The 13,098-nt window shown below is 64.1% G+C and carries 7 protein-coding genes; all 7 read right to left on the bottom strand.

The genetic code is table 11. The features are described 5' to 3' along the window. Nucleotides 1-3: 3 nt before the first annotated feature. Complete coding sequence (locus OCGS_RS03760; RefSeq protein ID WP_007425897.1) at nt 4-1,668, bottom strand: FMN-binding glutamate synthase family protein; 1,665 nt, start codon at nt 1,666-1,668, stop codon at nt 4-6. Next, nucleotides 1,665-4,046 (bottom strand): glucosylglycerol hydrolase, encoded by a 2,382-nt coding sequence (gene gghA, locus OCGS_RS03755; RefSeq protein ID WP_007425896.1) that lies wholly within the window; start codon nt 4,044-4,046, stop codon nt 1,665-1,667. The genes OCGS_RS03760 and gghA overlap by 4 nt, the downstream gene beginning before the upstream one ends. Nucleotides 4,047-4,064: 18 nt before the next feature. Next, nucleotides 4,065-5,696, bottom strand: coding sequence for an alpha-D-glucose phosphate-specific phosphoglucomutase (locus OCGS_RS03750; RefSeq protein ID WP_007425895.1), 1,632 nt, complete (start codon nt 5,694-5,696; stop codon nt 4,065-4,067). A gap of 1 nt (nt 5,697) precedes the next feature. Then, nucleotides 5,698-7,608 carry a 4-alpha-glucanotransferase gene (malQ, locus tag OCGS_RS03745; RefSeq protein ID WP_007425894.1) on the bottom strand — a complete coding sequence of 637 codons (1,911 nt, stop codon included), beginning with the start codon at nt 7,606-7,608 and terminating at the stop codon, nt 5,698-5,700. A 173-nt stretch (nt 7,609-7,781) separates the two neighbouring features. Next, the gene (gene glgA / locus OCGS_RS03740; RefSeq protein WP_007425893.1) at nt 7,782-9,212 is read right to left on the bottom strand and encodes a glycogen synthase GlgA; all 1,431 of its coding nucleotides are present in this window, start codon (nt 9,210-9,212) and stop codon (nt 7,782-7,784) included. Beyond that, nucleotides 9,212-10,480: a glucose-1-phosphate adenylyltransferase gene (gene glgC, locus OCGS_RS03735; protein WP_007425892.1), complete on the bottom strand. Its 1,269-nt coding sequence runs from the start codon at nt 10,478-10,480 to the stop codon at nt 9,212-9,214. The genes glgA and glgC overlap by 1 nt, the downstream gene beginning before the upstream one ends. 179 nt (nt 10,481-10,659) lie before the next feature. Further along, nucleotides 10,660-13,062 (bottom strand): glycogen/starch/alpha-glucan phosphorylase, encoded by a 2,403-nt coding sequence (locus OCGS_RS03730; RefSeq protein WP_007425891.1) that lies wholly within the window; start codon nt 13,060-13,062, stop codon nt 10,660-10,662. Between the last annotated feature and the right edge of the window lie 36 nt (nt 13,063-13,098).

The raw sequence follows: 13,098 nt of genomic DNA, 5'->3' as shown, positions 1-13,098 counted from the left end.
CGGTCACTCGGCCGCTTGCCGCCGCATCTCGCCTTTCTTGACGATCTTGCCGGCGGGTTCCGGCGGCTGAAACGTGTGTGCGCTGGCGCGATCCCATCGCTGAAGATACCCGTCCCCGACATCCTGCCGGTCGATCAGAAAATTCACCGGCAGGTAGCCCCAAGCCTTGCTGCCCGACACCATTTCCCCGTCCGTTTCGCGGCGCATGAAGTGATGCGGCATGAACGAGCGCGGATCGTCCAATCCGGCGGCGGCGGCCATTTCCGCCAGGGCACGCATGGTGTTGCGGTGGAAATTGGCGACACGCACGGCCTTGTCGGGAACGACCAAGGCGCGCTGGCGCAGCGGATCCTGCGTCGCCACCCCCGTAGGGCAGGTATTGGTATGGCATGCCTGCGCCTGGATGCATCCGACCGAAAACATGAAGCCCCGCGCCGAATTGCACCAGTCCGCCCCCAGTGCCAGCGCACGCGCGATATCGAAGGCGTGGATCAGCTTGCCGGCAGCCCCGATGCGGATCCGGTCGCGCAGCCCGGCACCGCGCAAGGTATTGTTCACAAATGTCAGCCCTTCGGTCAGCGGCATGCCGACATGGTTCGCGAATTCCAGCGGTGCCGCGCCGGTGCCGCCCTCGGTGCCATCGACAACGATGAAGTCCGGAGCGATCCCCGTTTCCAGCATTGCTTTGACAATGCACATGAATTCTCGCCGATGCCCGATGCACAACTTGAATCCCACCGGCTTGCCGCCTGACAATTCGCGCAGTTGCGCGATGAAGCGGCAAAGCTCGATCGGAGTCGAGAAGGCCGAATGCCCCGCTGGCGAAACGCAGTCCTGTCCCATCGGAACGCCCCGCGCCTCGGCGATCTCGCGCGTGATCTTCGCCGCTGGCAGCATTCCGCCGTGACCGGGTTTGGCGCCTTGACTCAGCTTGATCTCGATCATCTTGATCTGCGGATCCACAGCCTTCTCGGCAAAGATCTCGGGATCAAAAGTCCCAGGCTCCGAACATGCTCCGAAATACCCCGACCCGAGTTCCCACACCAGATCGCCGCCGCCCGATTTGTGATACCGGCTGATGCCTCCTTCGCCGGTATCGTGATAGAAGCCGCCCATCGCGGCCCCCCTGTTCAGCGCCGATATCGCATTGGCCGAAAGCGATCCGAAGGACATGGCCGAAATATTGTATAGCGATGCATCATAGGGCTGACGACAATCCGGCCCGCCGATCCGCACCTGGAAATCATGACGATCCAGATGCGTCGGCGCGATCGAATGGGTCATCCAGGCATAACCGCCTTCATAGACGTTCTGCTTGGTGCCGAAAGGCCGTGCCGATTCCTCGTTCTTGGCGCGCTGATAGACGATGGATCGCGCTTCGCGGCTGAACGGTTCCTCGTCCTGATCGCTTTCGATCAAATACTGCCGGATCTCGGGGCGGATGGTTTCGAACATGAACCGGAAATGACCGATGACCGGATAGTTCCGCAGGATCGAATGCCGGTCCTGCAAAAGGTCGAAAACCCCAAGCCCTGTCAGAGCGCCGAAGACGACGACGCCTGCCCAAAGCCAACCGATCCCCGTCAGCGCGCCCCATAACGACAGCGCCATCAGCAGCGTCACCGCACACAGTGGCACGAACCTTTCGACGGGACCGATGCGTTTCATGCCGCTACTCCTTGCCGTTCAAAGATCAGGCCGGTGCTGTCGCGCAGCACGATGGGACCGGCCGTATAATCCGGCGGCAGGCCGGGTGTCCGCAGCACGCATTGCCACCCTGCCCCCCGCAACCCGTCAATCGGCAGCTTCAGCGGATCGAAAGGCGCGGTTTCGGCACCTTCCATATGGGTGATCGCAAACACCTCGCTATCCGGGCCGCGGCGGTGCGAGACGAAGATCGTCTTTCCATCGACCGGGCGAAGATAGTCGAAATGGTCATCGGTCTTCAGGTTGTCCCTCAACCAGCCGTTCCGACGCCGGAAATTTCGCAAATTCAGCATGAACCGCGTCTGTCCGGGATCGAGTTGCGAGACGGTCGAGGCCACGTTGCAATATTCGTGCATGTCGTCCATCCAGGCCCGCGCGATCCCCTTGAGCGCGGCGACGGTGTATGTTTCCGGGCCGGCCAGCGGCGGTTCGACCCCGTTCAGCAGCCGAACGATGTGATCGACGTCGTATTCCGTCACCTCGACCAGCGCCGGCAGGAATTCCAGGAACCGCGCAAGGTCGGCACGCGTCTCGAACCCCAGTTCCTTCAGGCGGCGGAAATTTGCGGGAATGGAATATGCATATTCATCGACCTGCCATTTCAGGCTGATCGCTTCCTCCGCGACGACCTTGACGCCATAGCGGTCGTCCTGATTGCGGATGAACCCCCAGTTCGCCCGCGCCGTCGCGTTCAGAAAATCCATTGGAACACCGGGAAGCGCCGCGTAGGTCAGCAGGGATACCGCCGGATTGTCATAGGCCTTCTCCAGGATCTCCATGCGCGTTTCGCCAAGCCGCGTATTGATGTTCAGCTTGGGATTTACCTGGGTTCCGCGCCGCAGGGTGTCGTGGTTCGCGGTGCCGCTGATCCAGTTCGCGCCGACTTCCAGCATCTCGCGGATACGCCACCACTTGCCCAGCCAATAGCCATAGATGAACGGCGTGTTATGCGCGAATGTCAGCGGCCCCCACTGAAAGACGTCCGCGTCCCCCTGATTGGCGATCACGGCACGATAGGTAGAACTCAGCTCCCAATCCTCCTGCGGCCACGGACGTCCGTCCTCGAAGACGAACCACGGGCGATAAGGGACGCCGGCCGCGTGCTGAACCATCGCGGACATTTCCGACAGATACTCGTCGTCATGCTCCATCGTCTGGGTGGACGGATCCCACCATTTGAAATCCTGCGCCCCATCGACCCTGATGCCATCGGCGCCGAAATCGACCTTGCGGCGCTGCATTTCCAGCAGGATCGCGCGCACCGCTGGATTGCGGTAATCGAGGTTCTGGCCATACATGTTCGGCCCTGCGAAGAAGTGCGGATTCAACGCGCGCAGTCCCTGATTGTCGGAGTGACCGAACACTACATCGAGGATCAGCATTTTCGGCCGCGACGGGAAATTATGCAGGACAGCAGCCAGATCGACCAGTTCATCCGGCCGGCCGCTTTCCAGAAGGACGGGATTGACCGTGGCCATGCCGGCGATGACGATGTCGTAGCCCCAGTTCGTCGTATCGGGACGCGTCAGGCTGACGGTTACGCGATCGGCATCGGCATCGGGTTCTTCGGTCCAGAATTCCGGCCCGGCCTCGTGAACGGTGGTCGGCTCCACCGGCAGAAGCTGAACCGCATCGTAGCCAAGATAGATCTCGTCGAACGGATCGAGGGGCAGCCCGGCGGAAACACGGTCGCCCAGGCGCTGGAAATGGCGGGTCAGACTGGCCAGCGTGCCGCCTGCCGTCGCGGTCGGCACGTGGATTTGCAGGATGTTCGTCGGGGCCGAAAACTTGTGAGGGGTGCCGTTCCGCGCCAGCGCGCGGAAGTAATCGCCATCGCCGCGCGCCGCCAGCATGTCGTCCGTCGCGTAAAGCTCGGCCGGGGCCATCACGCCGAAGGGCAGCGACGCGGCCAGCGGATCGAGGATCCGGTGCCACTTGTCCTGCGCGTCGCGCCAGACCAGCGCATAGAAATCGCCGCCGTGCTTGCGCGTCCCCGCCCGCATGCCGCGGACGGCCGCGAATGTGTGCGCTTCGAACCGCGCGACGGGAAGATAGGCCCGCTGGAAGACGACGCGGGAATGGGCACGGGTGAGGTCCAACGGCTCTTCGGGCGCGAGAACCTCCAGAAACACGTCCCCGTCCGGGATGCGATGGTCCAGTAATTCCGGTGTCCAGAATCCGAAGGTCGCGACCTCGCCCGACGGATGCCCCCCCATCATCCGGGCGATACTGCGATGCGCATCGAAGGCCGTCTCGGCCGATGTCAGCGCCTTCTGGCAGGTCAGCGCCAGATTGCGCGCGGTTTCAATATCGGCGGTGACGCGGTCCTTGAGCAGCATCCGGTCCTTTCCATAGGTTCAGGCGCGAATATCTGGCTGATCGCGCCCAGTGTGGCGGGTGATGCCCGCAATTTCTTGAGCAGCGGCGATCATGTCCGCCAGCGCCTCTTGCGGGTCGAGGTTCAGGCGCTCGGGATCGTCGGTCGCGTCCTCCAGATAGACGCGCAACGTGGCCCCCGCCGTGCCCGTGCCCGACAGCCGCATGACGATGCGCCCGCCGCCGTCGAAGACGATCCTGATCCCCTGACCTTGGGCAACGGAACCGTCCACCGGGTCGTGATAGGCAAATTCGTCCGCGCTGTCGATATGCCGGCCAGCTACGATCGTGCCGGGAAGGTCTGCCAGACGCCCCCGCAACTCGTCCAGCATCCTGGCGGCAGCGGTGGCATCGACAGCTTCGTAATCGTGCCGGCTATAGTAGTTGCGGCCGAATTCCGTCCAATGCGCCTGCATCAGGTCGGCAACGGATTGTCTCGTCTTCGCAAGGACGTTCAGCCACAGCAAAACGGCCCAAAGCCCGTCTTTCTCGCGCACATGATCGCTGCCTGTCCCCGCACTCTCCTCGCCGCACAGGGTGATGCGACCGTCATCCAGCAGGTTGCCGAAGAATTTCCAGCCCGTCGGCGTCTCGTAGCAGGGCAGATTCCGCGCCGCCGCGACACGGTCGAGGGCGCGGCTGGTGGGCATCGACCGCGCGACACCGGCCAGCCCGTCCGCATAGGCCGGCGCCAGATGCGCGTTGGCCGCCAGGACCGCCAGCGAATCCGAAGGGCTGACCCAGATGCCGCGACCCATGATCATGTTGCGGTCGCCGTCGCCGTCGCTGGCGGCACCGAAATTAGGCGCGTCGTCGGCCATCATGCGCCCGACGAGATCGCGCGCCCAGATCGGGTTGGGGTCGGGATGCCCCCCCCCGAAATCCGGCAGGGGTACCGCATTGACGACGCTGCCTTCGGGCGCGCCCAGTATGCCTTCGAGGATACGCTTCGCGTAGGGTCCGGTCACCGCATGCATCGCATCGAAGGTCAGGCGAAAGCCGCCGTCCAGCAACCGCCGGATCGCATCGAAGTCGAAAAGCCGCTCCATCAACAGCGCGTAATCGTGCACCGGATCAACAACCTCGACCGTCATGTCATCCAGCTTGACGGTGCCGGCTGTCGTCAGATCGACATCCTGCGCCTCCATGATACGATAGTCGGCGATTGATCTGGTGGCGTCATGGATGCGCCGCGTCACATCTTCGGGGGCGGGGCCGCCGTTCGACGTGTTGAACTTCACGCCGAAATCCTCGTCCTGACCGCCGGGATTATGGCTGGCCGACAGGATCAGACCGCCATCGGCCTGCCTGTCGCGGATCAGATGCGACGCGGCAGGCGTGCTCAGCAATCCGCGCTGTCCGACGATCACCCGAGCAGCGCCACTGGCGGCGGCCATGCGCAGGATGACCTGCACGGCCCTGTCGTTGAAATAGCGCCCGTCCCCGCCCAGCACCAGCGTCTTGCCCGCAAGCCCGCCGATGGCGTCGAATACGGACTGAACGAAATTCTCCAGATAATGCGGGCCCATGAAGACGCGTGTCTTCTTGCGCAGCCCGCTGGTTCCGGGATTCTGCCCGTCGATCGGCTGGGTGGGTATCGTGAGGATCGTCAAATCAGGACTCCTGTCTTCCGGCATCGCGCATGGCTGCCGATATGCGTGCCAAGGCCGCGCGCCAACCGGGATCGTCCGGCGTCACGCCGAGGGGGCGACGCCAGTTCGGATGCGTGTCCACCGTGCCGGGCAGGTTGGGCTGCTCCATCCGGTTCAGCACATCCTCGCCCTGCACGGCGACCAAGCGCGATGGCGTTTTCGCCAGGAAGGCATGCATCGTATCGGCATCGTCGCTGCCCAGCATGTCGATCAATGCGTCGACTTCGGCGCGGCGCTGTTCCTTGGCCTTCGCCGCGCCTGCCGCGTCCATCACACCAAGCTGTTCCCGCCATTCGATGTCGCGGCCGCGCTTCCAACCCTCCCATGTCGGCAGGTCGTGGGTTCCGAAGGACGTCAGCGCCGCCCGTGCATAATCCGATGCCGGCCGAAACTGCGGACGGCCGGTGTCCCAGTCCTGCTCGAACATCACCACACGGCATCCCAGGATGCCGCTTTCAGTCAGGTCGTTCTGCAATCCTTGCGGAATATTTCCCAGATCCTCGCCGACCACGGCGGCACCGGCGCGCGCGGCCTCGATACGGATGACGGCTAGCATCGCCTCCTTGGGCATCTGAACATAGGCGCCCGGCACCTCGCCGCCGTCGGGCACCCAGAAGGCCCGCTCGAACCCGAGGACGTGGTCGATCCGCAACAGACGAGCATGGGCGAGCTGCCGACGCAGGATCGCGGCCAGCGGCCGGAACCCGTCGCGCGCCAGAACGTCCGGGCGCAGCGGCGCAAGACCCCAGCTTTGCCCGGCGGACGAGAAGAAGTCAGGCGGGGCCCCAAGGCTGACGTTGCGCGCGAAAAGATCGGGCTGCGCCCAGGTCTCGGCCCCGGCCGGATGCGTTCCGACAGCAAGATCGAGGTAAAGACCGAACCGCATTCCGGCGTCGAGTGCAGCCTGCTGGGCGTCCCCCAACGCCCGATCCGCACGCCATTGCAGCCACCGGTGCCGTCGCAGATCGTCCGCGTGGTCTTCGGCGAATGCCTGCGCCGCCGCGCCCTTCGGATCGTGCAGCGCCTCGGGCCAGTCGGGCCAGTAGCCGCCGAATGCCTCGGATAAGGCCTGATGCAGAACGAACTGCTCCAGTCCCGAACCCTGCCGGCGGGTCCAGTCTTCCGGCGCATCGGGGCTGCCCTGACGGTTCCATTCGTCGGAAAGCGCCCTCAGACGGTCGGGCACACCGGCGGCATAGTCGATCGTGTCGCCTGCGACATCCTTCTGGCCGGCATCGAGATACATGGTCGACAAATGTGCGCGGTGCGCGGGCGAATAGGGGCTGAATGTCGCCGGATCGGTGAAGAAGCCCGCGTGGATCGGATTGACGCCGACGAAATCCGCACCAGTTTCGGCCAGCATGGCGGCCATCCGCCCCAGATCGGCATAGGTGCCGATGCGGCTTCCCTGTCCCAGCCCGTAAAGCGGCAATGTCACGCCCCAGGTGCGGGGCGGCTCAGGCAGGGACTTCGGCGCGGACAGCAGCCAGCAGCGCGACCCTGCAACATCGAGCGCATGGATGCCGACGGCTAACGCCCCTATTTCAGGCCCCTCGCCGTCTCGAACATCGCCGTTTTCGGTTTCCAGCCGCCAGCGACGCGTCCGAAGACCCTCGAGAATCAGCGGCAGGTCGGCTTCGACGACTTTCCATTCGGGTAGCGGGCGCGCGGCATCGTCCACCGTCCGCCTTTTCACCGCCTCGTGGGCACCCGCATGGTCGATCGGCTGCCCCATCGCGGCCAGCAACGCATCGCGGGTGGCCGGTGACAGGCGATGCGTCTTGCCGGTCTGGTCCTCGTATTCCGGCAGTATCCCGAGAGCGGCTGCCAGGGCGTCGCGGGGATCGTCGCCGCTTGCCGATGCGCCACTCATGCCCGGCCCAGCATACGCAATACCTCGTGGCGGAAACTGGCAAATCTCACATCGTCCCTTTCTTCTGGGGTCATAACATCAGCCATCAATCACCGCTCCACCGTTCCGCAGGCCCGACCCCGCGCCAGCCAATGGACGTCAGCCGCCCGGGTTCCATTGCAATGTCACTCCGCTCACTCGGTGCGGGATGACGACAATGACCGATAGAGGGCCGCATACCGTTCGGCCGATCCGTCCCATCCGACCGGATGGCTCATCGCGCGCCGGATTATCGAAGTCCACCCATCCCGGTCGGCATAAAGGTCTGCAAGCGTTTCGAGGGCACCGGAAAGCGCGGCAACGGAGCCCGGATCGTGCACGATGCCCGTCGCGACCCCCGTCGCAAGCGCGGCGGCATTCGCGTGGATCACCGTGTCGGCCAGTCCGCCGGTTCTGGCCACGACCGGGACGGCCCCGTAGCGCAGACCGTAAAGCTGCGTCAGTCCGCAAGGTTCGAACCGCGACGGCACCAGCACCGCCTCGCCCCCCGCCATCATCCGGTGGGCCAACGCTTCGTCATAGCCGATCCGCACCGCGACGCCCGGATGCTGTCGGGCTGCGTCGCGCCAGCCTTGTTCCAGCGCCGGCTCGCCGGAACCCAGAAGCGCCAGCATTCCGCCGCGATCGAGAAAACCCGGCAAGGCCTCAAGCAGAAGGTCCAGGCCCTTCTGCGCGCTCAGCCGCGAGACCACGACAGCAAGCGGCCCCTCGCCGGGCGGCAGACCCAGCTCCTCTTTCAGCGCGCGGGTCGCACGGCGCTTCCCCTCGGCAGTATCGAATTGCACGACATGGGCGTCGCGGGACGGATCCCAGGTTTCGGTGTCGATACCGTTCAGGATGCCAGTCAGATCGCCCTCACGCGCCCGAATGACGCCCTCCAGCCCGAGGCCGAATTGTGGCGTCGTCAGCTCTTTCGCATAGGTCGGGCTGACGGTGGTGATCGCGTCGGCCCAGACCAACCCGGCCTTCAACGTGCTGACCTGACCCCAGAATTCATAGCCGTCCGGGTGAAAGTCGGCCGCGTCCAGCCCAAGCCGCCGCACCGCGTCCGCAGCGGTCGATCCGTTGAAGGCGATATTGTGAACGGTCAGGACCGATGGCACAGGCACATGCGATTGCTTCAGGAAATAGGGCAGCAGACCTGCCTGCCAATCATGACAATGAACGATCTCGGGCTGCCAGTCATGCCACTGCCCGGCGGCAATCGCTTCGGCCGCGCGGCAAAGGGCGGCGAACCGGTCGATGTTATCGGGCCAGTCGCGCCAGTCCTCGTCCAGATAGGGCCCGCCCGGCCTGTCGAAGAGATGCGGCGCATCGACGATCAGAACGTCCAGCCCCCCGGCACGGCCTTCCAGCACGCGGGCCGCCCCCCCAAACAACGCCGGATCCTGCCAGATTACATGCGCATCGTTCAGGAGGTGCATGACGGGACGGTATCCGGGCAGCATGACCCGCATGTCGACGCCGAAATCCGCCAGTGCCGCCGGAAGTGCGCCGACGACATCGGCAAGCCCGCCGGTCTTGACCAGCGGCGCACATTCGGAAGCCACCGACAGAACCCGCATCAGCGGCCGGCCGACCAGGCATCGACCATCGGCTGCGTGATCAGCGTGACACCGGTATCGCTGACCTCGAAAAAGCGCGCGTCGGCTTCGCGGTCGCGGCCGACGACCAGCCCCTCGGGAATGACGACCCCGGCATCCACCACGCAGCGCGTCAGGTTCGCATGCCGCCCGACGCGGACGTAAGGCAACAGCACCGAACGGTCGAGCTGCGCGAACGAATTGGTATGCACTTGCGTGAACAAAAGGGAATTGCGGATTTCTGTCCCCGAAACGATGCAACCTCCGGCGACCAGGGACGATATGGCGACCCCCCGCCTGTCGGCCTCGTCATGGACGAATTTGGCGGGCGGCACGCTTTCCGAATAGGTCCAGATCGGCCAGTTGCGGTCCCATAGATCGAGTTCGGGGGTGAAATCCGTCAGGTCGATATTCGCCTTCCAGAAGGCATCGACAGTCCCAACGTCGCGCCAATAGACCGGCGCTTCCACCGAATGGCGCACGCAACTGTCGCTGAACCGGTGCGCCTGCGCATGCCCGTGCCGAACGATCCACGGGATGATGTCGCCGCCGAAGTCGTGTCGGCTGTCCAGGTCGCTTTCGTCCGCCATCAACAATTCACGCAGATAGGACCATTTGAAGACGTAGATCCCCATACTGGCCAAAGTCCGGTTGTCGTCGCCCGGCATTCCCGGCGGATCGGCGGGCTTTTCCAGAAAGGACGTGATGCGCAGGTCGTCATCCACGGCCATGACGCCGAATGCCGACGCTTCGGATCGCGGCACCGTCAGGCACCCCACCGTCACATCGGCATTCGTTGCCACATGCTCGGCCAGCATGACCTCGTAATCCATCTTGTAGATGTGGTCGCCGGCCAGAACCAGAATGTAGTCGATATTGTAGCTGTCCACGATGTCGATGTTCTGGGTAACGGCATCGGCGGTGCCGACATACCACTTGTCCTCGCTAACGCGCTGGCTGGCCGGCAGGATGTCCAGAAATTCGTTCCGTTCGGCGCGAAAGAAGGACCAGCCGCGCTGGCAGTGCCGGATCAGGCTGTGTGCCTTATACTGGGTGGCGATCGCCATCTTGCGGATGCCGGAATTCAGCGCGTTGCTCAGCGCGAAATCGACGATTCGCGATTTGCCCCCGAAATAGACGGCGGGCTTGGCCCGCGTGTCGGTCAGTTGCTTCAATCGGCTGCCGCGCCCGCCCGCCAGCACGAACGCCACCGTTCGTGACGAAAGCCGCGCATTCGGTCGGTCGGTCATGATGTCCCCTGCCTCTTGGCGACCTTCACGCAAACATGCTGAAAGGCCGTTCTTCTTGGGGACAGGTTAAAGGACGTTCAGCGACGGTAAAGCGGTTTCCTCCCAGATGATGGACAGCTCCGCCCCGGACCCGCCCTCGATCAACGCCAGGTTGCATTACGGACTTGCCATCCAATCCGCTATTCCGCCGCGATCCCTGGTGCGTCCCAGATCTCAGCCATATAGCCCCGGATCGTCCGGTCGGACGAGAACCACCCGGATCGGGCGGTGTTCAGCACCGCCGCGCGGTTCCAGCCATCCTGATCGCGATAGGCCTGCTCGACCTCGCGTTGTGCACGCCAGTAATCGGTGAAGTCGGAGGCAACCAGGAATTTATCCTCGCCCGCGATATTGTCGGCGATGCCTGCGAACCGCCGGGAATCGTCGCGCGAGAATACACCGTCGCGAATGGCCGCCAGCGCCCGTGCCAGCCGGGAATCGGCGGCGATGGCGTGGTCCGCATGTCCGGCGATCTTGCGGCGATCTTCCACCGCGGCGGCATCCATGCCGAACAGGAAGAAGTTCTCGGCCCCGACCAGATCGCGGATCTCGACATTCGCACCGTCGAGGGTGCCGATGGTCAGTGCACCGTTCAGGGCGAATTTCATGTTGCCGGTGCCCGACGCTTCCTTGCCGGCGGTGGAAATCTGTTCGGACAGTTCGGCGGCGGGGATCAGCCGCTCGGCCAGGCTGACGTTGTAGTTCGCCGGATAGACGACCCGCAGCAGGTGCGATGTGACCGGGTCGGAATTGAGCGTTTCCGACACCGCGTTGATCAGGTGAATGATCTCCTTGGCGAAAAAGTAACCCGGCGCCGCCTTGCCGCCGAAAATCTTGACGCGCGGCACCCAGTCGGCATGCGGATCGTCCCGCATCTCCTGCCACAGGGCGATGGTTTCCAGGATGTTGAGGTGCTGGCGCTTGTATTCGTGGATGCGCTTGATCTGAATATCGAACATCCCCGCCGGATCGACTTCCGCACCCCCCTGAGCGAGGAAGGTCGCCAGATCTTCCTTGTTCGCGCGCTTGACCGCGGCAAAGGCGGCGCGGAAACCGGCATCGTCCGCCATCGGTTCCAGATCGGCCAGCCGTTCCAGATCGTCGATCCAGCCGTCGCCGATGGCTTCGGTGATCAGACCCGACAGACGCGGGTTGGCGGCCAGCAGCCAGCGCCGGGGCGTGACGCCGTTGGTCTGGTTGACGATGCGCTCGGGGTGAAGCCGGTGAAGTTCGGCGAACACGGTCTTCTTCATCAGATCGGTATGCAGTCCCGAAACGCCGTTCACCCGATGCGCCATGCCGAAAGCCAGCGGTCCCATCAGCACGTCGCCGCCGCCGATCATGGTGACGGACCGCGTCGGATGGTCCTTGGCGTGGGCTGCATCGATCCGCTCGATCAGTTGCAGATGACGGGGCAGAAGATCGCCCATCAGGGATTCCGACCACCGTTCCAAGGCTTCGGGCAACAGCGTGTGGTTCGTATAGCTCAGGCATCCGCGCGCCGTCGCGATCGCCTCGTCCAGAGCCATGCCCTTTTCGTCGTGCAGCAGACGGACAAGTTCTGGCCCGGCAATTGCAGGGTGCGTGTCGTTGAGCTGGATCGCGACCTTGCGCGGCAACAGCCGCAGGTCGTTGTATTCGCTGTCGAACCGCCGCAGGATATCGCGCAGGGAGGCGGCGGTGAAGAAATATTCCTGCTTCAGCCGCAGTCGCTTGCCGCCATCGGTCGTGTCGTCGGGATACAGCACCCGGCTGATGGTGCGCGCCGCAGCCTCGGGTGCCGCCGCGCCGGCATAGTCGCCCTGATTGAACCTGGCGAGGTCGAAGCCATGTTCCGGTTCGGCCGCCCAAAGACGCAGGGTATTCGCCCACCGCCCCTGCCACCCGATGACCGGCGTGTCGAAGGCACTGGCGACCACCGTTTCCGCGGGCGTCCAGACGGCCCCCTGACCGGCCAGGGCGACGTTGCCGCCGAACCCGATGCGGAACGCCGCCTCGGGACGTTCGAATTCCCAGACGTGACGCTGGTGCAGCCAATCCTCGGGCGTCTCGATCTGGCGGCCCTTGTCGAAACTCTGCCGGAACAACCCGTGTTCGTAGCGGATGCCATAGCCATAGGCCGGCACGCCGAGGGTGGACAGGGATTCGAGGAAACAGGCCGCCAGCCTTCCCAGCCCGCCATTGCCCAGCGCGGCGTCCGGCTCGTCCTCGAGCAGCGTTTCGAAATCGACGCCAAGATCAGCGAAAACTTCGCCTGCGACATCGCGCAGTCCCAGATTGATGATCGCGTCCTCGAGCAGGCGCCCGATCAGAAATTCCATCGACAGGTAATAAACCCGCTTGGCCTGCGCGGCATAGCTGGCACGGGTGGACGCGAACCAGGGATCGACGATCCGGTCGCGGACGGCGAAACTGAACGCCAGCCGCCAGTCGGTGATCTGCGCATGATCCGCATCCTTGCCCAGCGAATAGGTCAGGTGTCGCAGAACGGCTGCGCGGAATTCGTCCTTGTCGACGCGAACGGCAGGCGTGGCGGTCATCATGGGTTCACTGTTCCGGTCCGGTTCGGGACCAACTGC

This window comes from Oceaniovalibus guishaninsula JLT2003 (assembly GCF_000299575.1).
Lineage (GTDB): Bacteria > Pseudomonadota > Alphaproteobacteria > Rhodobacterales > Rhodobacteraceae > Palleronia > Palleronia guishaninsula.
This window is presented reverse-complemented; position numbering and strand designations above follow the sequence as displayed.